The sequence below is a fragment of the Caballeronia sp. AZ10_KS36 genome (assembly GCF_023631105.1).
In the GTDB taxonomy this organism is placed as follows: domain Bacteria; phylum Pseudomonadota; class Gammaproteobacteria; order Burkholderiales; family Burkholderiaceae; genus Caballeronia.
Genome location: NZ_JALQDQ010000036.1, coordinates 109,781 through 135,841, shown reverse-complemented (window position 1 = coordinate 135,841; position 26,061 = coordinate 109,781). Strand labels below are relative to the sequence as shown.

General features: G+C 64.4%; 21 protein-coding genes and 1 pseudogene. 8 read left to right on the top strand and 14 right to left on the bottom strand.

Annotated features, from left to right (window positions below; all coding sequences use genetic code 11):
* A pseudogene (locus NCR35_RS22540) lies at positions 1–812 on the bottom strand (hypothetical protein); the annotation flags it as partial.
* Positions 813–1,327: 515 nt separating this feature from the next.
* Between NCR35_RS22540 and NCR35_RS22535 the strand changes: the two are divergent.
* Positions 1,328–1,882, top strand: coding sequence for a response regulator transcription factor (locus NCR35_RS22535; protein ID WP_250536162.1), 555 nt, complete (start codon positions 1,328–1,330; stop codon positions 1,880–1,882).
* 63 nt (positions 1,883–1,945) lie between these two features.
* Here the strand turns inward: NCR35_RS22535 and NCR35_RS22530 are convergent, their stop codons facing one another.
* Genes NCR35_RS22530 through NCR35_RS22490 form a run of 9 tightly spaced genes read right to left on the bottom strand, consistent with a single transcriptional unit; the run spans position 1,946 to position 11,993 of the window.
* Complete coding sequence (locus tag NCR35_RS22530; RefSeq protein WP_250536161.1) at positions 1,946–2,848, bottom strand: SMP-30/gluconolactonase/LRE family protein; 903 nt, start codon at positions 2,846–2,848, stop codon at positions 1,946–1,948.
* Positions 2,849–2,875: 27 nt separating this feature from the next.
* Positions 2,876–3,820: a 3-hydroxyacyl-CoA dehydrogenase gene (locus tag NCR35_RS22525; protein ID WP_250536160.1), complete on the bottom strand. Its 945-nt coding sequence runs from the start codon at positions 3,818–3,820 to the stop codon at positions 2,876–2,878.
* A gap of 19 nt (positions 3,821–3,839) precedes the next feature.
* Complete coding sequence (locus NCR35_RS22520) at positions 3,840–5,939, bottom strand: ABC transporter permease subunit (RefSeq protein WP_250536159.1); 2,100 nt, start codon at positions 5,937–5,939, stop codon at positions 3,840–3,842.
* Between the two features lie 11 nt (positions 5,940–5,950).
* Positions 5,951–7,474, bottom strand: coding sequence for a sugar ABC transporter ATP-binding protein (locus NCR35_RS22515; protein WP_250536158.1), 1,524 nt, complete (start codon positions 7,472–7,474; stop codon positions 5,951–5,953).
* 11 nt (positions 7,475–7,485) lie between these two features.
* Positions 7,486–8,613, bottom strand: a complete 1,128-nt coding sequence (locus NCR35_RS22510) for a sugar ABC transporter substrate-binding protein (protein ID WP_244851518.1) — start codon at positions 8,611–8,613, stop codon at positions 7,486–7,488.
* A 39-nt stretch (positions 8,614–8,652) separates the two neighbouring features.
* The gene (locus tag NCR35_RS22505) at positions 8,653–9,432 is read right to left on the bottom strand and encodes an N-acyl homoserine lactonase family protein (protein WP_250536157.1); all 780 of its coding nucleotides are present in this window, start codon (positions 9,430–9,432) and stop codon (positions 8,653–8,655) included.
* Positions 9,433–9,445: 13 nt separating this feature from the next.
* Positions 9,446–10,378, bottom strand: coding sequence for a 3,5-dioxohexanoate:acetyl-CoA acetone transferase (gene kce, locus NCR35_RS22500; protein ID WP_175942647.1), 933 nt, complete (start codon positions 10,376–10,378; stop codon positions 9,446–9,448).
* Positions 10,379–10,393: 15 nt separating this feature from the next.
* Entirely contained in the window at positions 10,394–11,200 is an 807-nt protein-coding gene (locus NCR35_RS22495) for an SDR family oxidoreductase (RefSeq protein WP_250536156.1), read from the bottom strand.
* Between the two features lie 46 nt (positions 11,201–11,246).
* Positions 11,247–11,993, bottom strand: coding sequence for a GntR family transcriptional regulator (locus NCR35_RS22490; protein ID WP_250536155.1), 747 nt, complete (start codon positions 11,991–11,993; stop codon positions 11,247–11,249).
* A gap of 322 nt (positions 11,994–12,315) precedes the next feature.
* Here NCR35_RS22490 and NCR35_RS22485 point away from each other — a divergent pair, with 322 nt between their 5' ends.
* The 5 genes from NCR35_RS22485 to NCR35_RS22465 are packed head-to-tail and all read left to right on the top strand — an operon-like array spanning position 12,316 to position 18,188.
* On the top strand, positions 12,316–13,347 hold the full coding sequence (locus NCR35_RS22485; protein ID WP_250536154.1) for a TRAP transporter substrate-binding protein: 1,032 nt from the start codon (positions 12,316–12,318) through the stop codon (positions 13,345–13,347).
* A 16-nt stretch (positions 13,348–13,363) separates the two neighbouring features.
* Complete coding sequence (locus tag NCR35_RS22480) at positions 13,364–15,259, top strand: TRAP transporter large permease (protein WP_250536153.1); 1,896 nt, start codon at positions 13,364–13,366, stop codon at positions 15,257–15,259.
* A gap of 18 nt (positions 15,260–15,277) precedes the next feature.
* A complete protein-coding gene (locus NCR35_RS22475; protein ID WP_250536152.1) occupies positions 15,278–16,357 on the top strand; it encodes a LacI family DNA-binding transcriptional regulator in 1,080 nt (359 codons plus the stop codon).
* Positions 16,354–17,376, top strand: a complete 1,023-nt coding sequence (locus NCR35_RS22470; protein ID WP_250536151.1) for a hydroxyacid dehydrogenase — start codon at positions 16,354–16,356, stop codon at positions 17,374–17,376. Before NCR35_RS22475 ends, NCR35_RS22470 begins: the two co-directional genes overlap by 4 nt.
* A complete protein-coding gene (locus NCR35_RS22465) occupies positions 17,373–18,188 on the top strand; it encodes an amidohydrolase family protein (RefSeq protein ID WP_250536150.1) in 816 nt (271 codons plus the stop codon). The genes NCR35_RS22470 and NCR35_RS22465 overlap by 4 nt, the downstream gene beginning before the upstream one ends.
* Before the next feature lie 24 nt (positions 18,189–18,212).
* Here the strand turns inward: NCR35_RS22465 and NCR35_RS22460 are convergent, their stop codons facing one another.
* Positions 18,213–19,445, bottom strand: coding sequence for a Zn-dependent hydrolase (locus NCR35_RS22460; protein ID WP_250536169.1), 1,233 nt, complete (start codon positions 19,443–19,445; stop codon positions 18,213–18,215).
* A 105-nt stretch (positions 19,446–19,550) separates the two neighbouring features.
* On the bottom strand, positions 19,551–20,057 hold the full coding sequence (locus NCR35_RS22455) for a GAF domain-containing protein (RefSeq protein ID WP_284503223.1): 507 nt from the start codon (positions 20,055–20,057) through the stop codon (positions 19,551–19,553).
* 182 nt (positions 20,058–20,239) lie between these two features.
* Between NCR35_RS22455 and NCR35_RS22450 the strand changes: the two genes are divergently transcribed.
* Together NCR35_RS22450 and NCR35_RS22445 are read left to right on the top strand one after the other, a co-directional pair.
* Positions 20,240–22,036, top strand: a complete 1,797-nt coding sequence (locus NCR35_RS22450; RefSeq protein ID WP_250536148.1) for a methyl-accepting chemotaxis protein — start codon at positions 20,240–20,242, stop codon at positions 22,034–22,036.
* On the top strand, positions 22,036–23,502 hold the full coding sequence (locus tag NCR35_RS22445; protein ID WP_250536147.1) for a chemotaxis protein CheW: 1,467 nt from the start codon (positions 22,036–22,038) through the stop codon (positions 23,500–23,502). Before NCR35_RS22450 ends, NCR35_RS22445 begins: the two co-directional genes overlap by 1 nt.
* 63 nt (positions 23,503–23,565) lie before the next feature.
* Here NCR35_RS22445 and NCR35_RS22440 read toward each other — a convergent pair whose 3' ends face one another.
* Together NCR35_RS22440 and NCR35_RS22435 are read right to left on the bottom strand one after the other, a co-directional pair.
* The gene (locus NCR35_RS22440; protein ID WP_250536146.1) at positions 23,566–24,084 is read right to left on the bottom strand and encodes a GNAT family N-acetyltransferase; all 519 of its coding nucleotides are present in this window, start codon (positions 24,082–24,084) and stop codon (positions 23,566–23,568) included.
* A gap of 87 nt (positions 24,085–24,171) precedes the next feature.
* Positions 24,172–26,061, bottom strand: coding sequence for a putative bifunctional diguanylate cyclase/phosphodiesterase (locus tag NCR35_RS22435; RefSeq protein ID WP_250536145.1), 1,890 nt, complete (start codon positions 26,059–26,061; stop codon positions 24,172–24,174).

Genomic DNA, 26,061 nt, shown 5'->3' with positions numbered 1-26,061 from the left:
AGTTCACGCGCCGCCGCCGCGACGCCGCGCACGAGCGCACGGCGGCCCGCCTCCGACAGCTGCGCGACGTTGCGATAACCGAGCCCGCGCGCCGCCGCACGCGCCGCGAGCGCGACTGCGGCGGGCAGCGCCTCGTCCAGGCCGTCTTCGAGATAGAGATCCATGACTGCGTCGAATGCATCGTCGGCGCTGTTGCCTTGTCCCAGCAGCTGCCCGATCTGGCTGAACAGTCCCTGTGCGCCGCTCGCGGTCTGGCCGAGCGATCCGGCGATGCTCTGCGCCCGCCCCGCCGCCGACCCGACGCCCTGCGCGACGCGGCTGACCTGATCGAGTACGCTGCCCGCACCGGGCGCTCCCAGCAGGCGCGCAAGCCGCGCGGCCGTTTCGGCTGCGGGCGAGACCACACGCGCCGCGCGTCCCACGCCGCCGGCAATATTGCCCGCCCGGTTTGCGAACGATCCGATCCTGCCTGCGGCGCCCGCCGCGCTCCCCATGCCGCGGCTCACCAAACCCGCAGCGCGCCCGAGGCCGCCGAGCAGACGGCCGATGAATTCGTCGTCGCTTGCGGCGTCGAGGCCGTCGGCGATTTCTTCTTCGAACGCGTTCCACAATGCCATGTCGTCGACGCCTTCCGCTTCACCCGACGACATCCCGTCGAAGCAGTCTTCCGTCGCGCAATCGCCGCTGTCGGCGAATGCCTCGTCGCCATACATGCCGTCAGCCGATTCGTCGAACTGGTCGGGCCGGTCGAAGTTGTCGGCGCCGTCGGCATCGGCCTGATCTGCAACGTCGCTATCAAAGAGATCACTCATTGCTTTCTCCGCAACTGAGATCGACTGCGCGAGCCGATCCATGTGCGCAGTGTAGGAACTTGCGCGCGCGGTTCAATCGTCAGAAGGGGCACATGCAAGCGGGTTGCTGCATAGGCTTTCGCCCCGTTGAGCCAACCTTTTGTGGCGACGTTGAAGACATTAGCGCGCACTGGCGGATGCGAACGGATTACCGCATATGGGGTAGCGCACTTTCAGCCGAGATATATCTTGCGTTTTTACATTCGGTATACCTAAAAATACGGCAGTAACCTGATCGCAATTCGCGTTGATCGCATTGCAAGGTATCCAAACGACTCCTCTTCGGCGCTTGCATTCGTGCTGCGATGAGTGAAGCCTCCGGTGGATTCGCGTGACGCTCATGCCACGCGATCCGCCGCATGACGACGCAGCGGCGCGCCGCTTTTCGGCGCACGCGGGGTCGGAGGCAATGACCGGCTACCGAACGGCTTTACGCTTTCGCGTCAGGATTGAGCAGATCCGATGGGAGGCGCTTCGTGGCGACGGTTCCAGACAAGCGCAAAGCGTCCTGCGATTCGCAGCGGCTTGGGCACGATGCCGTGCTCGTCGAGTTCGCGGATGCCACCGGCCTGCGCGAGGTCGGGACAATCGAACTCGGAGGCAAGGTATGTCGAGTCATTGTCGATGGCGCGGGCGTGCCGCGCGCGGCGCATCAGAATGAGACGCCCGTCACGCCGCGCGGTGGCGATGAGCCGATCGTCCGCTTCGAGTTCGAAGGACAGCACTATGCCGTCGTCACCGAGCGGCCCATGCGTCCGATGCGTCCGGATTACGACGCGATGAGGGCACCCGATGGCGCGATCGGCATCGACATCATGCGCATGCTGAGCCGACGCGAAATGGAAGTGGTTCAGTTGGTATGCATGGGCTTCCTGACCAAGCAGATAGCGGGCCGCTTGCAGATCAGCGAGTTCACCGTGCGCACCTACGTAAAAACAATCTATGCCAAGCTCGGCGTGCGCTCGCGCGCCGCGCTCGTGTATCGGTTCATGCGAGCAATGAACAACGGCGTGCGCGGATCGGGCGAGTGACGCGAGGCTCTGGGTTCGTAGAGCCTTCGGTGCCGTTCGCCCGGATCGGCGCACCGGCCGCATTTATCCAGCGAAACGCGGCTCGGGAAGACCTCGCACGCCGAGCCCGGTCACCGCGAACAATCCGCCTTTGTCCTTCTCCTTCTGCGGAATGCCCCACATCGGGCGGCCCATGGTCGATACGTAGAGCGTGTCGAGGTTCGGGCCGCCGAACATGACGCTCGTCAGATTGCGCACGGGAAACGGCACGACGCGATCGATTTTTCCATCCGGCGAGAAGCGCAGAATGCGCCCACCGAACACCAGCGCCGACCAGATGTAGCCCTCTTCGTCGACGGTCGCGCCATCGAAGGTGCCGGCCATGTTGCGGGCCGATGCGAAGAGCCGCTTGTTCGAAACGCCGCCCGTTTCGATGTCATAGTCGTAGGCGACCATTTCCTTGCTGTAGGTATCCGTGAAATAGAGCGTGCGATTATCGGGGCTCCAGCATGGACCGTTCGAACAGGTGATGCCGCTGTCGAGCCGCGTCACCCGGCCGTCGGTATCGAGCCGGTACAACGCGCCGCTGCGCGTCGAACGCTGGCCGCGATCCGCGAAATAGCGGTCGAAGTCGTAGGCCATCGTGCCCGCGATGAAGCGGCCCCGCCGGTCCACCTTGCCGTCGTTGAAGCGCGTCTCGGGGTCATCGGCTTCGGGATCGGCGATGAACTCGACGGTCTGCGACTCGAAGTCGTAGAAATGCAGGCCGTTGGCGAGCGCGACCACGGCGCCGCCCTTCTCGCGCAACGCCATCGAGCCGATGTGATGCGGCACGAAGTAACGCGTGACCTCGCTGCCATCCGCGCGGCAACTGTAGATTTCGGCTGCGGTGCTGTCGATCCAGTAGAGCCGATCTTCGCGCACGTCCCAGAGCGGTCCTTCGCCCAGGTGATTATTGGCATCCACCAGCAAGCGTACTTCGGGCATCGTCGTCTCCTTGATGGGTTCGTTCTGTCAGTCGTTCTTGTTCTTCTCGGCGCGCCGGTGCGCGAGCAGCGCCATCAGACGGCGATCGCGCCACCGGCTGCGCGCCTCGATCTGGTCGGCTGGCAGCTGTTCGCGGCGCTGGGCGTGCAGACTGGCGATGGCTCCGTCGGACCACGAAAACGGCACGCGCGTATCGGCAATGCTGCGATAGGTGCCGCCGTAGCGCGACGCATAATCCGCCACGCCGCCGGGCGCGTTCAGATCGATGGTTTCGAACGGGCCCATGAACGACCATCGCATCGCGAGCCCGTCGCGCATGACCGTATCGAGATCGGCGGCGCTCGCGTAGCCTTGCTCGTAAAGGCTCAACGCCTCGTCGAGTACCGCGCCTTGGATGCGGTTCAGCAGGAAGCCCGAGATTTCGCGGTTGACCGTGACGGGGCTCTGTCCCGCTTCCTCGTAAATCACGCGCGCGCGTTGCAGCGTCTCTTGCGAAGTCCACGGCGTGCCGCACAGTTCGACGAGCGGCACGAGCGACGGCGGGTTGACAGGATGCGCGACGAGGCACCGCGCGCGACCGTCCAGGCCTTCCGTGAACGTCGACGCGGGCAGCCCCGAAGTCGAACTGGCAAGCAGCGCTTCGGGCTTCGTCAGGCGGTCGAGTTCGGCGAACATGGCGCGCTTCACATCGACGATCTCGGCAATGTTCTCCTGCACCAGATCCGCGTTGGCCACCGCTTCGGCGAGCGAATCGCACGTCTTTATGCGCTCGACGATACGGTCCACGCTCTCGTCGATCAGGCCGAAGGATGCGAGATCCTCGACGCTCTCGCGAATCGCGGGGATCGCGCCCGAAAGCATGTCTCGCGAGGCATCGTGGATTTTCACGGTAAAGCCGCTGCGGGCGAACACGATCGCCCATGCGCGGCCGATCCGCCCCGAACCGATCACCGCTATCTCTCTCGTGCTCATATGTTTCGTTCTCCTTATGTCAGGCGCGTTTGTCGCGCAGCGTGATGACGGCAGCCAGCACGACCACTCCGTTGATGATGTCGCGCACCGCCGGCGGGACCGTCGTGCCGGCGAGCAGCGTGCCCAGCGCGGTGAGCAGCAGCGCGCCGCCGAACACGCCGAGATAGTGGCCGCGTCCGCCCGTGATGAGCGCGCCGCCCACCACGACGACCGCGATGGACGGCAGCAGGTAAGGGTCGCCCATGCCGAGGAATGCCTGCGAACTGAAGCCGGCAAGCAGCAGCCCGACGAGCGCCGCGCACACGGCCGAGACGCAGTACACCGCAATCAGGACCGCGCCCACGCGCACGCCGGAGAGCTTCGCCGCGATCTGCGAGTTGCCGACTGCATAGATGCGGCGCCCGAACGGCGTGCGATGCAAGAGCAATAGCGCGAACGCGAGAAACACCGGCACGCTCCACGCCGCGAGCGACAGCGGCCCGAGCCGGCCATTGGTGAAGTCGCTGACCGCCGACGGCGCCCAGCCTTGCGGCGAGCCGTTGCAGTAGATGAGCGTCAGGCCTTGCAGCAGTCCGTTGGCCGCGAGCGTGACGACGATAGGCGGCAGCCCCAGCATGACGACGCCGATGCCGTTGAAAAGGCCCACGAGCACGCCCACGCCCAGCACGACCGGCACGGCCCACGCGGCCGCGCCATTGACGCCGTGCGTCAGACCCGTCAGCAGCACGCCGGAGAGCGTGATGAGCCACGGCATCGACAGATCGAGGCCGCCGGTCAGGATGACCGCGCCCTGTCCGAGCCCGAGGATCGCAAGGAACAGCGTGAGCGTGAGCAGACTGCTATAGAAGTTCGCGCTGAAGAGCACGCCCGGCCCGTACACGACACCCGTGACCGCGACCACGCCGATAAAAAGCAGATAGGCCGGCAGCACATACTTCGCCCATTCGCGATTGCGTTCTATCCAGTCGCCGATCGCGCGCCCCTTCAGCTCCGTGTTCTCGATGGCGCGGAAGTCATTGACCTGGAACGACACGCGCCGCGCCTGCGCGTCGCGCGTGACCCGCGTCCCGGTTCGCACCGCCTTCAGCCACTGCGCGGCGTGACGCATCGATTCACGCGCCGCCGATTCCTTGCCGATCGACGCGCCGAGCACCGCGAGAATCAGGATGATCGCCTCGGCGATCGTCGTGAAGAACGCCGATACGTTCAGCACGAGCAGTATGTTCACGGTGATCATCAGCGTCATCGCGGCGAACACGGTGCCGACGCAGCCGCCGCGTCCGCCGCCGAGCAAGGTGCCGCCGAGCACGACGGCAGTGAACATCGACAGCAGCAGCGGACGGCCCACGAGCGGATCGGCGGAACCGGTCTGCGCCGACACGTACAGCCCCGCCGCCGCGTAGAACATGCCGGCGAGCGCATACGTCGCCATGCGATAGCGTGTCACCGGCATGCCGTTGGCGAACGCGCCGTCGGGATCGCTGCCGAGCGCGTACAGGCCCACGCCGAAGCGCGTGCGCTTCACGAACGCCCAGATCAGCAACGCGACGATCAGGACTGCTGCCGACATGGGCAGCTTTTCGGGAATCAGATCGGACGTGAGGAATGCGCCGAACTGCTCACCGACGCTGCCGCCCGGCTTGTTCTGGATCAGAAGCGTCATGCCCTGCACCATGAACATCGTGGCGAGCGTGACGACGATGGATTGCAGGCGGAACCAGGCGATCAGCGCGCCGTTGACAAGCCCGATGCCGCCGCCGATTCCGATGATGAGCGCCGCGCCCATCCATTGTTCGAGCGGCGTGCCTTGCACGAATCGCACTGCAAGCACATTCGCGAGCGAGACGACCGCGGAGGCCGACAGGTCGAAGCCCCCGGTCAATACGACGATGGTCTGTCCGATGGCCGCGAGCGCGAGCGTCGTCGCGCTGGAAATGACCGAGCCGAGGTCGTACATGCCGACCGGCGTTGCGGACAGCGCGACCCACGCGGCCAGCATGGCGAGCAACGCGCCGACCGCGATGATCAGCCCGCGATGATGGTCGAGACGCGCGCCCCATCCTGTTCCCGTGCCCGGCTTGACGGTCTCGCTGTCGGGCGACGCAATGGCTACCTTCATGGAAGCACCTCTCAAGTCGAAAGCATCTTGCGCATCACGTTTTCTTCCGTGAGCGCGTCGCCGGAAAGCTCGCCGACATTGCGGCCGCGATACATCACCGACACGCGGTCGCAGACGTTGACGAGCTCAGGCACATCTGTGGAATAGAACAGCACGGAGCCGCCCGCCGCCGCGAAGGCGCGCATCAGCACGAAAATCTGATGCTTGGTGCCGACGTCGATGCCGCGCGTCGGATCGAACATTAGCCACACGCGGCTTTGCGTGAGCAGCCATTTCGCCATCGCGATCTTCTGCTGATTGCCGCCCGAAAACGACAGACACGGCTTATAGAGCGCGCGCGGGTTGACTTCCATCTGCGCGAGCGACGTGCGGATGGCGGCCTGCTCCCGCTTGCGGTCGATAAGCCCGAAGCGCGCATAACGCCCGATCACCGGCAAGGACACGTTGTCGCCACCGGGCAAGCGGAGGAACAAACCTTCGGTCTTGCGATCCTCCGGCAGAAAGCTCGTCGAGACGCCCGCCTTGAGCGAATCCGCGGTGGATGTGAGCGTGACCGGCTTCCCGTCGATGAGGATTTGTCCGTCGTCGACATAGGTCGCACCGAACAGCGCTTCGAACAGCTCGCGCTGCCCCATTCCCTGCAACGCGGCAATGCCGTGCACCTCGCCAGGCTTGAGCACCAGATCGAAGTCGGTCACCACGCCGTCCACGCGCACGCCGCGCGCCTCCATCGCAGGCGGCTTCTGCGCCGCTTCGCGCAGCGCGGGCGGCTCGACCTTCGGCGGATACTTCGCTTCGAGCGATCTGCCGATGACTAGCTTGATTACTTCGTCGTCCGTAATATCCGCTGCATCGAACTCGCCGACATCGCGACCGTTCCGATACACAGTGAGGCTGTCGCAGAACTCGCGCACTTCCTGCATGCGGTGCGAGATGAAGACGAACGTGACGCCCTTCGCCTTCAGTTCATCGATGCGGCGCGACAACCATGCGACGTCCCGGCCCGAGAGCGCGGACGTCGGCTCGTCGAGCAGCAGCACTTGCGGTCCGCGCACGATCGCCTTCGCGATCTCGATCTTCTGTCGCACGGGCAATGACAGGTCGCGGATATACGCGCCGGGCCGCACGTCGGACAGTTCGAGCTTTTCCAGCCACTCGGACGCCTGCCGCTGCGCTTCGCGCTTCTTGATGCGCCCGAAGAGACCGGTCGGCTCATACGACATCAAGAGGTTCTGCGCGACCGTGAGATCGCGCACCAGCGTCATTTCCTGAAACGCGGTCTGCACGCCCGCCCGATGCGCGTCCTTCGGTCCGCGCATGGCGACCTCCGCGCCCATCACGCGGATGTTGCCTTCGTCCGGCTGCATCAACCCGGACAACAGCTTGACCGTGGTGGATTTACCGGCGCCGTTTTCGCCGAGCAGCGCGTGCACCGCGCCGCGCTTCACGCGGAACGACGCACCGTCGAGTGCGACCGTCGCGCCGAAACGCTTCGTCACCTTCGATAGATCGATCGCCAGAGATGCGTCGTTCATGATGAGCGCCTTTAGTCCTGGTTGCCCGTGAGCGCCGCGTTGAAGCCGACTTCCTTCGTGTCCTCGGAGTAGATGTCCGCGAACCAGCCCGGCGGCACCTTGTCCGGGCTGAATGCCGTGCAGCCCGCCTTCAGTTCGTCGATGCTGCCGGTCTTGCATAGCTTCGACTGGCCGTTCTCCACGAGCGGCAGCTTGAGCGTGATGTGCTGCGGGAAGTCCTTGCCGTCGAGCTTGGCGACAGCCATCTTGAGCGCCATCGCGCCGGAGTACGGCGGCGCGCCGTACGAGATCGAACGGTAGCCGATCGAGCGATACGCGCCCTGTCCCTTGACCTCGCCCGGCGGCAGCATCTGCACGCGATGCCCGTTCGACGATTCGCCCGCGCACGGCTTGATCTTGTCGTCCGCGATGCCCGCGTCGAGTTGCATCGACGCCGCCGTGAAGCAGCCGACCTGCATCCACAAGCCGTCGATCTTGTCCCAGCTATTGGTGGCGAGAATCTTCGACAGTTCGGTCTTGGCCGTCGCCTGGCTCCACATGCCGGTGCCTTCCGCGACGATCTTGATGCCCGGATACTTCGCGAACACGGCCTTCGCGGCTTCGGTGCGGGCGCGGTCCACCGAGGTGCCCGGCACGCCGTTGATGAGCACGATGTTGCCCTTGCCGTTGATGGTCTTCGCCAGCCATTCCGCGGTCACCGTGCCGGCCTGATGCTGGTCGATGTTCACGTTGTGCGCGCACGGTTCGGTCACTTCGGCGTCGTACGCCGCGACGACCACGCCCTTCGAACAGGCATTCTTGATCGCGCGATTCAGCGCAGTCGGCGAGATCGGATAGATGATGATGGCCTTCGCGCCCGCCTGCACCATCGAGTTGATCTGCTGGATCTGCTTCTGCGCATCGGTGCCGGCGACCTGCACTTCGAGATCGACCTTGTCCTTCAACGCCGGCGTGTTCGCCATGGCCTTGACCATGTTCGCGGCTTCCGTCTGCCAGTCGTTGCCGACATAGCTCATCGACAGAAACACCTTGTATTTGCCCGCTGCGTGCGCGCTTCCCGACATCGCAAGCGCCGTCGCCATCGCGAGGCCGAGCGCTGCCCGGCCCGCATGACGGATCGTATTCGTCCATGCTTTCATGTCTTCCTCCGCTGGTTGTCTTCTTGACTGCTTTCGGTCTTACGCCTCTTTCACTACATGCGGCAAGCGCGCGCTCGCCGGCAATGCGATGCCCGCGCTTCCCGGCACGACGTTGGGATCGTGTCCGGGAATCACGAAGTCGGCGATCTGGCGTATGCGCGAGAGCGAGCCGATCTCGGCAAGCGTCTCGTGCACGATGCCGACGGGCACCAGATCGACGATGTTTTCCATGCAGTTCGCGCAATCGCCCGCGATCAGCACGACGCCTTCTTCCGTATCCACGGCGACGGACTGATGGCCCGGCGTGTGACCCGGCGTCGGCACGACGCGCACGCCCGGCACGATATCGGTAACACCGTGCGCGAACTGCCAGCGGAAGTACGCGAGCGGCTCGCGGCCGATCAGAAACTCCTGGTAATAGGTGGCCTGCGTCGGCAGCGGGCGACCCGCGTATTCCCATTCCTTCGCCTGCACCACGAATCGCGCGTTCTTGAAGAGCGTATTGCCGCCGGAGTGGTCGTAGTGCAGATGCGTGTTGATGACGATATCGACCTCGTCCGCGCTCCAGCCGACGTATTCCTTCAGCGCGCGTTCCAGCCTTTCTTCCGGCGCCTGATCGCACGGGCAGACGAAGTTCGAAACCCAGCCCGGATCGTGGATGCCCGTATCGACCACGATCTTCTTGTCCGCGCCGACGATGGCCGTGGACCACACCGGCACTTTGATCTGCTGGCCGAAGTAACGCCCATAGACTTGCGACGAGCGATCGACGGTGAGCCATCCCGTCGGCATCGCGACGACTTTCAGCTTCGCGCTCACTGTGCGCTCCCGGTCAGAAGTTGGTGTTGTCCGCGCCCTTCAGTTGCAGCATCTGGCGCGCTTCGGCGGGCGTCGCGATATCGAGCGACAGCCCTTCGATCACCTGTTTGATCTTGCGCACCTGCGCGGCGCTCGAATCGGCGAGCTTGCCGGGCTCGATCCACAGCGAGTCTTCCAGTCCGACGCGCACGTTGGACCCTTGCGCGACGCCGATGGACCCGAGCGCGATCTGGTTGCGGCCCGCGCCGAGAATCGACCAGACGTAGTCGCTGCCGAAGAGGCGATCGGCGGTTCGCTTCATGTGCGCGAGGTCTTCCGGATGCGCGCCGATGCCGCCCAGAAGCCCGAACACGCTTTGCACGAAGAACGGCGGCTTCGCCAACCCGCGATCCACGAAATGCGCGAGGTTGTACAAGTGCGAGATGTCGTAGCACTCGAACTCGAAGCGCGTGCCGTTCGCGCCGCAGGACGTCAGGATGTATTCGATATCCGCGAACGTGTTCTTGAACACGAGATCGCGGCTGTTCTCGAGATGCTTGCGTTCCCAGTCGTGCTTGAGCTCCTTGAAGCGATCGAGCATCGGATAGAGGCCGAAGTTCATCGAGCCCATGTTCAGCGAGGCCACCTCCGGCTGGAAGTGATGCGCGGGCTTCAGGCGCTCGGCCACCGTCATGTGCGGGCTGCCGCCGGTCGTCAGGTTGATCACGGCATCGGTTTCCGCCTTGATGCGCGGCAGAAATTCCTGGAACACGGCGGGGTCCTGCGTCGGACGGCCATCGTTCGGATCGCGTGCGTGAAGGTGAATGATCGCGGCGCCTTCCTTGGCGGCGGCGAGCGCGGCATCGCCGATTTCCTGCGGCGTGACCGGCAGATATGGCGACATCGACGGCGTGTGAATGGCGCCGGTCGGCGCGCAGGTGATGATGACCTTGCGTTTCGTTGCCATGGAATCCTCGTGCGTTTAGAGAACTTCGACGTTGCCGCAGACCGAGATAGCCTGTCCCGAGATGCCGCTGCCCGCAGGCGAGCACAGGAAGAGCGCGGTGGCCGCGACTTCTTCCGGCGTCGTCATGCGGCGCAGCGAAATCTTGGCGAGATATTGCTTCTCCATCTCTTCGTAAGAGAGATTGAGCTGCTTCGCGCGCGCGTCGATCACGCGTTCGATGCGCGGGCCCTTCACGATGCCCGGCTGTATTGCATTGACGCGTATGTTGTCGGGACCCAGTTCGATCGCGAGGCTCTTGGTCATGCCGACCACGGCCCACTTGGTCGCGGCGTACGGCGTGCGGAATGCGTAGCCGAGACGCCCGGCGACCGAGGACAGCGCGATGATCGTGCCGCCTTCCCTCGCTTCGCGCAGCAGCGGCACCGCACGGCGCGCGAAGTAGAACTGCGCGTTCAGATTGACATCGACGGTGTCTTCCCACGCCTTCACGTCGATCTCGTCGATGCCGCCGGTCGGCCCGGCAATGCCGGCGTTGTTCACGAGCACATCGAGCCCGCCGAGCTGGCTTTCCACGTCCGTGAACACGCGCTCCACCGCGTCGCGATCCGATACATCCGCGAGCGTCGCCGTGATCGGATTCATTTCCGCGCCCGCTTCGGCGTGGGCGAGCTCGTCTATCGCTTGCTGGCTCGCATCGCATACATGGACGCGCGCGCCTGCATCGACGAACGCCCGGGCGATCACGAGCCCGATGCCCGATGCGCCTCCCGTGATGAGCACGCGCAAGCCCGCGCGCGGTTTCAGCATCTGCAGAACCGTCATTGTCCGTCTCCCGTTGTTTTCATTCGTTGTACGAATCTTCTTCGATTCAGGCCTGCGCCAGATTGCCGCCGCCGTCGTCGCTTTCTTCGTCGCTTGCTTCGTCGCTCGTGGCGCTTTGCAGGCGCTCCTGCAAATCGGCCGCGGCGTCGCCGATGTCTTCCTCGATGCCGGCGCGCGCGCCCTCGCCGTCGCCGCGCCACAGCGCCTCGACGATATGACGATGCGCGGCCATCGAACGGCGCATGTGGGGAATGTCAGGCGCAACGAGGTTGAGAAACGGACCGATGCGCATCCAGAGGTTCTGGATCGTCGCCTGGGTGATCTCGCTCGCGCCGTGCGCGTAGATCGCGCTATGGAACCGGAAGTTGCTGCGCAGGTAGGCGGCGACGTCGCCCGCTTCCACGTGGGCATCCATCTCGTCGAAGATCTCCTGTAGCGAGGCGAGATGCGAGCGGGTCATTCGCGATGCCGCGCGTTTCGCCACCGCGCCTTCGAGCGCGACGCGCACGTCGCGGAGTTCTTCGAGCAGTTCGAGCGTCATCGGCGGGACCATGAGCGCGCGGCCGGGTCCGTCGATCAGCGCGCCTTCCGCCTGCAAGCGGGTGAGCGCGGCGCGTACCGGCATCGTCGAGGAGCCGACCGCTTCCGCGACGCTGCGCAGGCTCAGCAACTGCCCGGGCGCGAAGCGGCCGGTCATGATCGCTTCCCTCAACTGCGTGTAGACGCGGCTCGCCATCGTCTCGCGTGCAACCAGTTCGAGTGCCGGTAAGTCCGGTGATGCGCGAGTCGCCACGAGAAGACCTCCGAAAGGCATGCCGGTTGTCGTTGTGATGTGTGATCACACCGCATGGAACGCAGTTTGGGCAGAGTCTCGCGACGAGTCAACTAGGTGAAAACGCCGAGTCTATTGCTATCTCGCGTTCGCCGCTGCTGCGTGCTGTTGTCGACAACGGAGGTCGGTGCAAGCGCCAGAACTGATGAGCCTACGGGAAAACGCCCGGTTGACCGTCGAAAACCGCTCGCCTACTGTATCGATACACTAAATCGATACAGCCGCGGCGGATAGTCGGTGCGCACAACTCGTCCGCGCCCACGCGGCAATCAGGAGACACACCATGCATTCGATTTCCCGGCGACGGTTCCTTCAGACGGCCTCGGCAGCCTCGCTCGCAGCGGCGGACGCGGGCTTTCCCGCCATCGTGCGCGCTCAGCCGGCCGTCGCGCTGCGCTTGTCGTCCTCGATGCCCGCGAACGAGAACGCCGCGCACTACGTCTGGTACCAGAACCTCGCCGCGAACCTGAAGGCGAGCGTGGGCGACCAGATCCGCATCGACTACTTCCCGAACAACCAGCTCGGCAAGGAAAGCGACGTCGTGCAGCAGGTCAAGGTAGGCGCGGTGGACATGATGGTCACCGGCTCGTCGATCTGGGCGACCGTGCTGCCTGAGTTGGGCATGCTGGACCTGGGCTACGTGTTCGACAGTTTCGACCACGTCGGCCGCGCGATGGACGGCAGCGTCGGCAAGTCGTTCGACAGCATGCTGCAACAGCGCGCCGGCTGCTCCGTCGTCACATGGGGCTATTCCTTCGGCGGCCGAAATGTCTTTACGAAGAAGCCGACGCAATCGCTCGCGGACATCAAGGGCGTGAAGCTGCGTGTCCTGCCCACGCCCGCGTTCATGGAAACCTTCAAGCTGATGGGCGCGGTGCCGACGCCCATTCCCATCGGTGAGCTGTACATGGCCGCGCAGACGGGCGTCGTCGACGGCTTCGAGCACGATTGCGCCACCGTGCTCGCCAGCAAGTACGACGAGGTCGTGAAGTCGTGCTGGCAGACGCAACACGTCTTCAGCCCGCTCGTCGTCGTGATGGGCCGCCGCGCGCTCGCGAAGATCCCCGAGAACCTGCGTCCCGCATTCCAGAAGGCCGCGCAGGACGCCACCGCGAAGCAGCGCGTCGCGGCCATCCAGACCGCCGCCAGCGCCGAGCAGGAACTCAGGAAGCGCGGCATGACCTTCTATCCGATGTCCCAGGCCGATCGCGATACCGCGCGCAAGGAAATGCAGACCCAGTTGTACGCCAACTTCGCGAAGCAATATCCCGCGACCGCGCCGCTTTTCACCGCCATCGCCTCGGCCCGGGCCTGAACGGAGGAACGACGCCATGACCACATTCTCCGCGACGCCCGGCCCCGAAGCCACGCTCGCCGCGCCTAACTTCGGTCGCGAGACGCCGCTTGCGCGCGGTCTCGGGCGCCTGATGCACGGCATCGAATATCTGTGCGCGGTCGTGCTCGCGGCGGACGTGCTCGTGGTGTTTCTGTCCGTTATCTACCGCTACTTCCTGCACGATCCGTTCGACTGGGCCGAGGAAGTCGCCCGCGCGCTGATGATCGTGCTGGTCTTCTTCGGCGCGGCCACCGTGCTCGGGCGCAGCCAGCACGTGGGCGTCGATCTGTTTCGCGGCATGCTGCCGAAGCGCTGGCAACCGTCGCTCGTGCATGCCGGCCATTGGGTGATCGCGGGCGTCGCCGCCAATCTTTGCGTGTCGTCGTGTCTGCTGCTCGTCGATTCATACGGGCAGATGACGCCGAGCGGCCTGCCCGCGTGGATCAACGTGTATCCGCTCGTCGCGGGCAGCCTGTGCATGACGGTGTTCGCCCTCGCCCATGCGTTGAACGGCACGCGCCGACTCGTGCTCGGCACGCTGCTCGGCTGCGTGGCGATCGCGGCGGCGGTGTATGGGTGGGACGTCCTCGTACCCGGTCATGCGGTGCGGCCGGGCGCGCTGCTCGCCATCGGCTTCATCGGCGGACTCGTGCTCGGCGTGCCGATCGGCTTCGTGCTCGCCTTCTCGGCCCTGCTCTACTTCCTCGCGGAACCGTCCCTGCCGATGCTCGTGTATTCGCAGCAGGTCATGGCCGGCACCGATCACTTCGTACTGCTTGCCATTCCGTTCTTCGTGCTCGCCGGCCTTCTGATGGAAACGAACGGCATGTCGTCGCGACTGATCGAGCTGCTGCTGCGCATGTTCGGGCGCGTACGCGGCGGACTCGGCCTCATCACGATCATGGCGACCGCGTTCTTCTCGGGCGTGTCGGGCTCGAAACTGGCGGATATCGCGGCGGTCGGCGGCGTGGTCATGCCCGCGGTGCGCCAGAGCCGCGAAGACCCGAACGAAGCCGCCGCGCTGCTCGCATGCAGCGCCGTGATGGCGGAGACCATCCCGCCGTGCGTCAACATGATCATCATGGGCTTCGTCGCGAACATTTCGATCGCCGGCCTGTTCCTCGCAGGCGTGGTGCCGGCCGCGGTGCTTGCCGTGGCGCTCGCGATCGTCGCCGTGATCTGCGGCCGGCGCATCAATCTCGCCGATGCCCTGACGCACCCGCGCGCGTGGCTGCCCCTGCTCGGCGGCGCGCTCGTCGCACTGGTCATGATCGCGATGATCGGCAAGGGCGTGACTTCGGGCATCGCGACATCGACGGAAGTATCGGCGTTCGCCGTGGTCTATGCCCTCGTCGTCGGATGGATCGCGTTCCGCGAACTGACGCCGAAGTCGATCGCGCGCGTGTTCGTGCGCTCGGCATCGATGGCGAGCAGTATTCTGTTCATCGTGGCGGCCGCATCCAGCGTTTCGTTCGCGCTGACCATCGAGCAGATTCCCGCGCTCGTGTCCGATTCGATGATCGCGTTCGCGCATCAGTATGGCCCGACGATGTTCCTGCTGCTCTCGGTGCTAATCATGATCGTGTTCGGCGCGGTGCTGGAAGGCGCGCCCGCGCTCATCATCTTCGGCCCGCTGCTCACGCCGATCGCGACGCAACTCGGCATCAACCCTCTGCACTTCGGCACGGTGATCGTCGTTGCAATGGGTTTCGGCCTCTTCGCTCCGCCCGTCGGTCTCGGCCTGTTCGCGACCTGCGCGATCACCGGCACGGACATGAAGGCGGTGGCGCGTCCCATGGTCAAATATCTGCTGGTGCTGGCTATCGCACTGGTGGCGCTGGTTCTGGTGCCGTCTTTCTCACTTTGGTTGCCGACCCGGCTCGGCCTGTAGCCGGTAGAAGTCAACGCTATGAGCACCATTCAGGATGTGGCCCGCGAAGCCGGCGTGTCCGTGAGCACCGTGTCGAACGTGCTCAACGGCCGCATCGATCAGATGCGCCAGGAAACGCTTGCCCGCGTGCAGGCCGCCATCAGCACGCTGCGGTATCGCCCGAGCACGCTGGCGCGTCAGTTGAAGACCGGGCAGACGCCGATCGTCGGACTGCTGGTGCCGTCCATCGCCAATCCGATGTACGGCTACATCGCGCGCGAAGTCGAGACGTATGCGCAGGAGCGTTACGGCTATCGGGTGATGATCGGCAACACGTATCGCGATCCCGCGAAGGAAGCCTCGTTCTTCGAGGACCTGCTCTCGCAGGGCGTGCGCCGCGTGATCGTGATCTCATCGCTCGCCAATGAGCGCCATCTGGAAACCGCCGCCGGGCGCGGAATGGTCGTCGTGAGTTACGACCGCCGCGCGACCGAAGGCGAAGCCACGCGCGTCGATCATGTGACGCCCGACAACTTCGGTGCCGCGCGCATGGCGACACGTCATCTCATCGGGCAGGGTCACACGCGGCTTGCATTCGCGACGCTGACTGGCAAGACGATGAGCCGGCGCGACAAGATCGACGGCTTTCTCGCCGCTGCGAGCGAAGCGGGCCTGTCCGCGCGCGCGCAGGTGCTCGACAGCGGTCCGGTCAACGAATACGGCGACTCGATGATCGCCGAGAACGGCCGCGCGCTTGCGCGTCGACTGGCGGCCGACGACGAGCGCCCGACCGGGATCGTCGCGGTCAACGACCTGATGGCGCTGGGTCTGATGGCGGGCTTGCGCGAATCGGGGCTGCGCGTGCCCGAGGATGTGTCGATCGTCGGCATGGACGGGCACTTTCTGGCGGCGATCTCGAACCCCGCGCTCACCACCGTGCAGCTTCCGGTGCCCGCCATGGCCGCCGCGATGGTCGAACGGGTCATGCGCGCGCACGATGAGCCGATGCCCGCATCGGAGCAGGCGCTATTCACGGAGATCACGCTCGTCGAACGGGAATCGGTAGCGCCGCCGCGCAGCGCGAGGCCGGTAACGAAGCAATCCAGGACCAGAAAATGAACAAGGTATTCGTGAGTCACCCCCGGCATAGGCTGGACCATTATTTCGGCGCCCGCGCGGCGGCGGCGCTCGCGAAGATCGCCGATGTCGCCTACAACCCCGAAGACCGCGAACTGACCACGGCCGAACTCGCGGACAAGGCGCGCGACGCGGATGTCGTCATCGCGTATCGTCAGACGCCTGCGCCGCGCGCGTTGTTCGAGGCGCTGCCGAAGCTCGCCGCGTTCGTGCGCTGCGCAGTGGATATCCGCACCGTCGATGTCGATGCCGCCAGCGAACATGGCGTGCTCGTCACGCAGGCGAGCGCGGGCTTCGTGCCGGCGGTATCCGAGTGGGTGATCGGCGCAATGCTGGATCTCGCGCGCGCGACGACTGCGTATGCGTCGGCCTATCACCGTAACGAAGCGCCCGTGCCGCAGATGGGCCGCGAGTTGCGCGGCAGCACGCTCGGCGTGATCGGATACGGACAGATATCGCGTTATCTGTGCGAACTCGCGCTCGCATTCGGGATGCGCGTGATCGTGTCCGATCCCTACGCGCGAATCGACGATGCGCGCGTGCGCGCGGTCGATCTGGACGCCCTGCTCGCGCAGGCCGATTTCGTTGTGTGTCTCGCGCCCGCGAACGAGCAGACCGCGAATCTGATGAATGCGCGCACCTTCGCCGCGATGAAGCCCGATGCCTATTTCATCAACGCGGCGCGCGGTGAACTGGTCGATGACGCCGCGCTCTTCGCCGCGCTGGAGAGCGGACGCATCGCGGGATGCGCGCTCGATGTCGGGCGTGCGCCGGATCAGATGCCATCGCCCCGGCTGGCTGCGCATCCGCGTGTGCTCGCGGCGCCTCATGTGGGTGGCTTGACGCCGGGCGCGATCGAGCATCAGTCGATGGAAACGGTCGCGCAGACGGAGGCGCTGTTCGACGGTCGCATGCCGGTCGGCGCGGTGAATGCGGCGCACGCGTTCCGGCTGGCGCGCTGGGGCCACGCGGGCATCGGCGTTCCGGCGGATGCGCGATGAAGTCGCCGCATCCTTTCGAAGGCGCGTGCGATTGCCACATTCATGTCTACGAGGAAGGGTATCCGCTCGCCGCGAGCGCGACGTTCGTTCCGCCACCGGCGCCTGCGTCCGCGTATGCGCGAATGCAGCGCACGCTCGGCTTGTCCCGCGCGATCGTCGTGCAGCCAACCGGCTATGGCTTCGACAATCGCTGCACGCTTGGCGCGATAGCCGAACTGGGCGACGGGGCGCGCGGCGTTGCGGTGGTGCCGCCGGATGTCGGCGACAACGAATTGCAGCGTCTGCATGAGGCGGGCATTCGTGGCGTGCGCTTCATGATGCTGCCGGGCGGCGTTTTGCCATGGGACGCGCTGGCCGAGATGTCCGCGCGCATCGCGCCGCTTGGCTGGCACATCGATCTGCAACTCGACGGGCATGCGTTGCCGCGCCATGAGCCGATGCTGTCGCGTCTCGCGTCCCGGCTCGTGATCGACCATCTCGGCAAGTTTCTCGCGCCTGTCTCGCCGCAGAGCGAAGGGTTCGCGTCGCTGTGCCGGTTGCTGGATGGCGGGCGCTGCTGGATCAAGCTGTCCGCGCCGTATGAGAGTTCGCGTGTCGGTCCGCCTGCATTCGACGATGTGGCGTGGCTCGTGAGCGAGTTGTCGTCGCGGTATCCCGAGCGGGGGTTGTGGGCATCGAACTGGCCGCATCCCAATGTGCGGCCCGTGCCTGAGGACGCGCACATGCTCGAATGGGCGATGAATCTCGTCGAGGGGGACGAGGGGCGGCGCAAGATTCTTGTGGAGAATCCGGCCGAGGTGTACCAGTTCTAACCGGGCTTGCGCTGGTGCTGCCGCTTATCCCCGCATCCCTTGCAGAATCTTCGCAGCCGCCTGCGCCGCGACTTCGCAACCCAATACGATATGCGCCTGAGCCGTATCCTCGATGAAATCATGGCTGACTCCGCCGATGCTCGGCACGAACAGCATGCACGCGGGCAGATGATGCGCAATCACCTGCGCGTCGTGTGACGCGCCGCTCGGCATGCGCTCCCATTGCCCCGGCGCGAGCGCTTGCGCTGCATCCGCGAGGTGGGCCTGCAGCGCCGCGTCCATCGTGACCGGTTCTTCGGGCGGCTCGATGTCGCTTATCTCGACGCTCACCTTCTCCTGCGCGTTGAAGTCGCGGATCAGTTCGGCGAGCGCGGCTTCCATTGCAGTGAGGCGTTGCGCATTGGCGTCGCGGAATTGCAGGTACATGTCGGCGGAACCCGGCACCACGCTGAACGATCCCGGATCGAGGTCGATGCGCCCGACCGTCCACACGGTATCGGCATCGGCGAGCCGCTCGAATGCTTCGTTCATGCGCGTAATGAACGCGACCAGTCCCGCGCCCGCATCGCGGCGAATCGACATGGGCGTCGTCCCTGCATGATTGCGCTGCCCCGTGAAGCGCAGCCGGAATTCGCGTATGCCGACGATCGTCGTTACCACGCCGATGGCATTGCCATGCGCCTCCAGCCGGCCACCCTGCTCGATGTGCGGCTCCATGTACGCCTTGTGACGCGCGCGGTCGATGCGTGCACGCGGCGCGTCCGCGATGCCGGCCGCTGCAAGCGCGTCGCCGAGCAGAACGCCTTCGCGATTGCGCGCGCTGCGAATCGCCTCGTCGACGGGTTCGCCGACGAAGCTGCGGCTGCCCAGAAAGCCCGAGAACGTGCCTTCCTCGTCGATCCACGATGCGACGTCCACGGCGAGATGGCGCCTCGCATCGCACTCGTTGAGCGCGCGGGCGATTTCGAGGCCGTAGATCACGCCGAGCGCGCCGTCGAGCCAGCCGCCGGTCGGCTGCGTGTCGGTATGCGAGCCGATCAAGAGCGCCGGGCCGTCGTTGCGCGAGCGGCCGAACACGTTGCCCAAGCCGTCGATCGATGCATCGAGCCCGGCCTCGTTCATGCGCTGCGCCAGCCAGCGGCGCGCATCCATATCCACCGGCGACAGCGAGAGACGCACGACGCCCGGACCCGTCGCGCCGAAGCTGCGCAGGTGCTCGAGGTCGTTCAACAGGCGGGCGGGATCGATCTTCAACACGGCGGTCCTTTCCATGCGTGGCAAACGCGTAGCGTATCAGCCGAGCGACGAGCGCGCGGTGTATGAGGCTGCCGCGCTTTGCTTCGTCGATCCATCGCCGCCCTTTTACCGCGCGGTCATTTCGGCTTCGACCACGCGCAAAACGTCGGCGGCACAGCCCGCGAGATCGTCGAACAAACGCCTCTGAACAGGCGACAGCGCACGAGGAGTTGTGTCGATGACGCACAAGGTGCCCAAACGGTGGCCCCTCGCCCCGGTGATCGCGATGCCCGCATAGAAGCGGATGCCGGGGTCGCCCGTCACGAGGGCGTTCAGTCGAAAGCGATCATCTTTTGTTGCGTCTTCGACCACGAAGATGCCCGGCTCGACGAGCGCATAGTTGCAGAAGGCGATATCACGAGGCGTTTGCTTAACCGCGAGCCCGTGCCGCGACTTGAACCATTGCCGATGCGCGGCGACGATCGACACCAGCGCGATAGGGCACGCCGTGACATACGCCGCAAGTCGCGTGATGCGGTCGATGCGGGGATCGTCGGGCGTATCGAGCAAGCCGCATTGCGCGACCGCATCGAGTCTGTCTTCTTCGTTATATAAAACCGGATACTCGGACATCATCGCTCGCAAAAACTAAGGGTAGGTCTTGATTGATGTCTTGTCGGCAGAACTCAGCGAATACTTAAGCGCTTTCTTTCCGCGATGCAGCTAAAGATCGGCCGCCCTGCTGCCGCTAACAAGAAACTAAGCCCGCCTAAGCCCTGACAGTCCATCGGGGACGCTCTGGAAAGACTCGAACCATGAATCCGAACGCCGAACCCTCATTCACCGTATGCGCGTCGAATGCGGCAGCAGCCGGTCAGAAGCCCCTCGCCGAATTGCGCTCCTTGTGGGCCACCACAGAGAAAGAGCGTGCCGTCGTCGAATTCTCGCCCGACGGCGTGATCCTGCGCGCGAACGCCAACTTCCTGACCCTGATGGGCTACCGGGCGGACGAGGTAGTCGGATCGCATCACCGCATCTTTTGCGACACCGCATACGCCAACAGTCAGGCATACCAGGACTTCTGGATCATGCTCGCCTCGGGACGCGAAGCGAGCGGCGAGTTCAGACGCCTGACCAAGACGCGCTCGGAAGTCTGGATTCACGGCTCGTACACGCCTGTTCTCGACGAAAGCGGCAATGTGCAGAAGATCGTGAAGGTCGCCACCGACATTACCGGCGCGCGCACGCTCGCCGACGATCACGCCGGCAAGGTGCGGGCGATGGAACGGGCGCAAGCTGTCATCGAGTTCGATCTGCACGGCCACGTCCTTGCGGCGAACGACCTGTTCCTTCATCTGATGGGCTACAGCCTCGAAGAAGTGAAGGGCCAGCATCACCGGATGTTCTGCGAGCCGTCGTACCTGAACACGGACGCTTATCGCTCGTTCTGGGAAAAGCTCGGGCGTGGCGAGTATGACGCCGGGCAGTACAAGCGCATCGCGAAGGGCGGCCGCGAAGTATGGATTCAGGCGACGTACAACCCGATCTATAGCTCGGACGGCAGGCTCATCAAGATCGTGAAGTTCGCCTCCGACATCACGGAGTTCAAACGCGGCGTCGCTGAACGAGATGGCCGTCTGGCCGCCATCGACCGGGCGAATGCGGTCATCGAGTTCGACCTCGAAGGCAACGTTCTGGCCGCCAATCAGAACTTCACGGATGCGATCGGCTATACGCTGCGCGAGATCGTCGGCAAGCATCACAGCATCTTCTGCGATCCCGAAACGACCGCCACGGCCGAATATCGCGACTTCTGGGCGCGACTGAGCCGCGGCGACTACCATGCCGGGCGCTTCGAGCGCGTATCGAAGCACGGGTACCGCGTGTGGCTTCAGGCGACGTACAACCCCGTGCTCGACGAGTCCGGCCGGCCCTACAAGATCGTGAAGTACGCGAGCGACATCACCGCGCAAGTGGAGCGCGAGCGCCGGATGCAGGCCAGTTTGATTGCAATGAGCGAGAAGATCGACGAGTTGTCCCAATCCATCGACGGCATCGCCACGCGCACGCGCGAGGCAACGGCAGTCGCTACCGAAACGCAGGCCGAGGCGGATACGGGCGGTCGTACGCTGGCTGAATCGATGTCGGCGATCAAGGAGATCGAGCAGTCCTCCGCCGGTATCAGCGAAGTGGTGAAGGTCATCAGCGAGATCGCCACGCAGACCAACATGCTCGCCTTCAACGCAGCCATCGAAGCGGCGCGCGCGGGAGAGCATGGACTGGGCTTCTCCGTCGTTGCGAGCGAAGTGCGTCGGCTGGCCGAGCGTTGCTCGCAGGCGACCAACGAGATTCGTCGCCACATCGACGAGTCCGTGCATCGGATCAAGACTGGAAGCGAAACGTCCGGACGCGCAGCAAACGGCTTCGACCGTATTCGGGCGGGTGTCGACCGTACGACCGAGACCATCGCGGCGATACATCAGGTAACCGAAAAGCAGGCAACCGCTACGCGTACTGTCTCTGAGCTGTTGCGCGAACTGACGCTGGTAACAGGCGGCGAAGCGGCGGTTCGTTCGTCTTCCACCGTGGCCGCGCTGTCCCGCCAGAATTGATGATGGATTCGTCAGCACTTGTTGTCGGCGTCGTGCAGGTCGGCTCGATCCGCTTCGGCATCCCTGTCGAGCACATCGTCGAGGCGGTGGAAGCGCCTTGCGCCTACCAGCAGATAGCGGGTCAGCCGGCCAGCATGAAGGGATACTTCCTGCTGCGCGGCGACGCCGTCGCTACGCTCGATACCTACCGGCTTATTTGCCCCGATCAGACAGCGCATGAGCCAGCGGGACACGTCATCGTTCTGCGCCAGGGCGATGCCGTGTTCGGCATCGAAGTCGATGCAGTCGACAAGACCGAAGCGATCGACCGAGACAGCCTGATTACCCTGTCGCCGGACGATGAATCCGCAGCGGAACTCTTTCCCGTGCTGGCTTCGCTCGGAGAACCGTCGTCGCTCATCGGCATTGCGAACGTTGCTACGTTGTACGAAGCAACGGCAGGAAGGGCCGCCCGGAAGATGGCTCGCCTCTGCGACGCGGAAAGCCTCCAAGCTAGCTCGAACGAGGATGAGAAGTCGCGACGCAGACAACACGCGATCGTACGTTGCGGCGAGCATCTGCTAGGCGTCGACGCGCTCAGTGTCCGATGCGTCATTCCAATGCCCGAGCTTCAGCAACCGAGTCCGGGCAACACCACGTTCCTGGGAGTCGCGCATTGGTTAGGGGCGGACCTCGCCGTCATGAACCTTCCTGCGGTATTGAGTCTTCCCCAGCGCGAAACGGGGCAAGGCAAGTATCTGCTCGTCCTCGCGCACGGTGACCGTGTGACCGGTTTCGCCGTCGACGAGCTTTCAGAACTGGTACTGCTCGCGCCCAAAGACGTACGGCCGGTGTCGCCGGTTGCCTTTGCCGAACCCGGCTTCTTCTTCGGCGCTATCGGTACATCCGGAAGCAGAACGGCGCTCGTTCTGAACGCGCAAGCGCTCTCCAGCAGCGGACGGCTGATGCATCTGCCCCGCACCACAGCGCCGCAGACGGGGTCGGCCACGGTGAATCCGGCAGCGGCATACACCGGTTCCTACATTGTGTTCTCGGTGGCGGGACGCCCTTACGCGACGAACATCGAACACGTAGCCGGAATCGTGACGGACCCTAAGATCGAAGTGCGCGGGGGCGTGGATCAAGCGAGCCTTGGACTGATCAACTGGCGCAATGACCTTGTCGAGCTCGTGAATCTGGGCCTGGCGGCGGGCAGCGAGATCGAGCGTTCGGAGCCGCGGCAGGCGCTGGTGGTCGTGGTGGATGGGCTCACGCTTGCGTTTGCGGTAGATGCAGTGTTGACCATGTCGGGGCCGACCGACGCGACGCAGATTTCCCGAGCCTTCGACCCTGAAACGGGCGGCACATACCAGATCGTAACGATGACCGGACCGAGCCGGATCAGCTATCGACTCATCGACCTCGCTCAGAAGGTGTCGGAGCGGTTCGCCGCGCTACAGGTCGGTGAGGAAGCGCTTCACCATTGAAGCCGATGCCGGATTGCCGCTGCATTCTGGCATCGAGCGAATCCCGTAGCCTTCTGCGCCGTCCTATGACGCGGTCCGACGATCGATCTTCAGCGACATGTGTACCTCGTCGTGAAAGCAACCGTCCACCAGCAACGAGTTCCGCTCCACGCCGAAGGGTTCAAAGCCCAACGACTTGTAAAGCCGGGTTGCGAGCTCGTTGTTCGCGTTCACAGTCAAATTGATTTGCGTGATCTCAGGCTCGAGTCGCGCAAACTCGATGAGTGCGACGATGAGCGCTCTGCTGACGCCCCGGCCTCTCATGTCCGGCGCGACATAGACGCCCCAGACAAACGCCTTGTGACTCAGCTTTCGCGGGTGCTCACGCCCGAGGCCCGCGACGCCGACGAGGCGGGTGCCATTGAAAGAGCCGAACACGCCTTGGCCTCGCACCGCCGCCAGTTGTCTTTCGACGTCATGCAGCGAGCGGCCCGCTTCTTCTTCATAGCTGGAAGCGAACGAGGCAGGACACTCCTTCAGTCCGGCAAGCCGCAAAGAGACGAATGACGACGCGTCGGATGGAGTGAGCGGGCGAACGAGCATTGATGGACCTGTTTGGACAGAGACAGCGATACTTTACGTGATTGTCCGCGTCAGCCCACCGTCGTTGCAGGCGATCGCCCAGAGCCCTCACGCGTCATTGCTCTTCAACCAGCTGACGAGATCCTCCGACACAACCGGCTTGCTGAACAGATAGCCCTGGCCTTTCTCACAGCCGAGCGAGCGGACCACGGATGCCTGCGCCTCGCTTTCGACTCCCTCGGCAACGGTGCTCATGTTCAGGCTCGCGGCTACGCGAACCGTTGCTTCGATCAGCACGCGATGATGCGCGCTCTGCACTGCCTGGCTCACAAACGACCGATCTATCTTGACGGTAGCCACCGGCAGCTGGTGCAGGCTCGATAGCGACGAATAACCCGTCCCGAAGTCGTCGAGCGCCAGGGTGAGCCCAAGCGACTTGAGTTGTTGCAACGTGGCCTGCACGGATTCATCCTGCGCAGCGAGGCTCTCTGTCACTTCGAGTTGCAGCTCGTTCGCACTCATGCCGCTCGCTTGCAGCGTACGCGCAACATAGGCGACGAATCCCTCGTCGGTCAGTTGGGCGCGAGAAAGATTGACCGCCAGAAGGCGCGGGGCCAGGCGCCCCAGCTCCCCTTTCCATGCGACGAACTGGCGGCAGGCGGTATCGAGTACGTATTCGCCCAATGCGCCGATCAAGCCGCATTCCTCGGCGACGCCGATGAATTCGACCGGCGGAACGATGCCCCTGTCGGGGTGACGCCACCGCACCAGTGCTTCGACAGCGGCGGCATGTGGCGGGAACGACCATCTGTCCGCAGTCGGCGCAAGCATGACGACCGGTTGATAGACGACGAAGAGTTCCTGATTCGTGATCGCACGACGCAGGTCATTCTCCATTTGCGCTCGACGCGCAGCGCGCTCGTGCATGGAAGGTTCGAAACTCACATGCCGCGCTCCGCCGCGACGTTTGGCTTCCACCATCGCGATGCTCGCGTCTTGAAGTATCGCATCGGGGTGCGCGCTCGACGTCGCCGAGTGAACGATCCCGATGCTGACGCCAAGGTGCAATTGTTGGCCGGAGATCCGGTACGGCTCGCTCAACACACTGAGCAGCCGATCCGCAAGCGAGAGAACGTCCGATTCGGATCGCGCCTCGCCGATCACCACGACGAACTCGTCGCCCCCGAGCCGACCCGCGAGCAGGCCGCTGTCATGTCGGCCGTTCTGCGAATCGGGTAGACCCAATGTCGTCATCAATCGATTGGCGACCTCTGCCAAAACCTCGTCGCCGGTGGCGTGACCGAGAGAGTCGTTGATCTGCTTGAAGCGATCGCAATTGATGAATAGCACACTGAGACCGCGGCGCGCTTCCGGATTCCGATGGTGCATGCCACCCTGAATGAACTCGCAGATCGAGGTGCGGTTCGGCATCATGGTGAGCTTGTCGCGGCGCGCGGCCTCGCCGAGCTTCTTGTCAAGCATGGACTGCTCGCGCTGCGACTCCAGCGTGACATCGCTCACCATTGCCATCAGGTGGTTCTCGTCGAGCTTGAGCAAGCTGACCGACAAGACCTGCGGGGCAAGCGTGTTTCTGGAAGCGCGCGGAACCGTGATACGCACCGCATCGCAAACAGCTCCGGCAGGCGCCTCGTATTCCTCGACCATTCGCCGGAATTGCGGCGCGATCGTCTCCAGCACGTCGAACAGGTTGACGAGGTTGCCATCCGGCGAAAGCGGCATCAGCAAGCGGGCCGACATCGGGTTGATCATCTCGATCATCCCGAGTGCGGAGATCTGCAAGAGCCCTATCGGCGCGCGGTACAGAAACTCCATCAATGCTTCATTGGCGGACACGGAGTCGGCCGAAGACTTGATAGCCTCTTTCGCGGGTTGCGCGCAGCGCGCTTCCTCGCTTGTCGCGCCGCGCGATGTGACGCTATGTTGGGATTCGTGGCGTGATACCGCTACGCCATTGCATCGATTTTCACTCATTCTCAT

Excerpts from the sequence above, each read along its gene's own strand:
- NCR35_RS22530 (WP_250536161.1), bottom strand. The coding sequence starts at position 2,848 with ATGCCCGAAGTACGCTTGCTGGTGGATGCCAATAATCACCTGGGCGAA.
- NCR35_RS22525 (WP_250536160.1), bottom strand. The coding sequence starts at position 3,820 with ATGAGCACGAGAGAGATAGCGGTGATCGGTTCGGGGCGGATCGGCCGC.
- NCR35_RS22520 (WP_250536159.1), bottom strand. The coding sequence starts at position 5,939 with ATGAAGGTAGCCATTGCGTCGCCCGACAGCGAGACCGTCAAGCCGGGC.
- NCR35_RS22515 (WP_250536158.1), bottom strand. The coding sequence starts at position 7,474 with ATGAACGACGCATCTCTGGCGATCGATCTATCGAAGGTGACGAAGCGT.
- NCR35_RS22510 (WP_244851518.1), bottom strand. The coding sequence starts at position 8,613 with ATGAAAGCATGGACGAATACGATCCGTCATGCGGGCCGGGCAGCGCTC.
- kce (WP_175942647.1), bottom strand. The coding sequence starts at position 10,378 with ATGGCAACGAAACGCAAGGTCATCATCACCTGCGCGCCGACCGGCGCC.
- NCR35_RS22495 (WP_250536156.1), bottom strand. The coding sequence starts at position 11,200 with ATGACGGTTCTGCAGATGCTGAAACCGCGCGCGGGCTTGCGCGTGCTC.
- NCR35_RS22485 (WP_250536154.1), top strand. The coding sequence starts at position 12,316 with ATGCATTCGATTTCCCGGCGACGGTTCCTTCAGACGGCCTCGGCAGCC.
- NCR35_RS22480 (WP_250536153.1), top strand. The coding sequence starts at position 13,364 with ATGACCACATTCTCCGCGACGCCCGGCCCCGAAGCCACGCTCGCCGCG.
- NCR35_RS22475 (WP_250536152.1), top strand. The coding sequence starts at position 15,278 with ATGAGCACCATTCAGGATGTGGCCCGCGAAGCCGGCGTGTCCGTGAGC.
- NCR35_RS22470 (WP_250536151.1), top strand. The coding sequence starts at position 16,354 with ATGAACAAGGTATTCGTGAGTCACCCCCGGCATAGGCTGGACCATTAT.
- NCR35_RS22465 (WP_250536150.1), top strand. The coding sequence starts at position 17,373 with ATGAAGTCGCCGCATCCTTTCGAAGGCGCGTGCGATTGCCACATTCAT.
- NCR35_RS22455 (WP_284503223.1), bottom strand. The coding sequence starts at position 20,057 with ATGTCCGAGTATCCGGTTTTATATAACGAAGAAGACAGACTCGATGCG.
- NCR35_RS22450 (WP_250536148.1), top strand. The coding sequence starts at position 20,240 with ATGAATCCGAACGCCGAACCCTCATTCACCGTATGCGCGTCGAATGCG.
- NCR35_RS22445 (WP_250536147.1), top strand. The coding sequence starts at position 22,036 with ATGATGGATTCGTCAGCACTTGTTGTCGGCGTCGTGCAGGTCGGCTCG.
- NCR35_RS22440 (WP_250536146.1), bottom strand. The coding sequence starts at position 24,084 with ATGCTCGTTCGCCCGCTCACTCCATCCGACGCGTCGTCATTCGTCTCT.
- NCR35_RS22435 (WP_250536145.1), bottom strand. The coding sequence starts at position 26,061 with ATGAGAATGAGTGAAAATCGATGCAATGGCGTAGCGGTATCACGCCAC.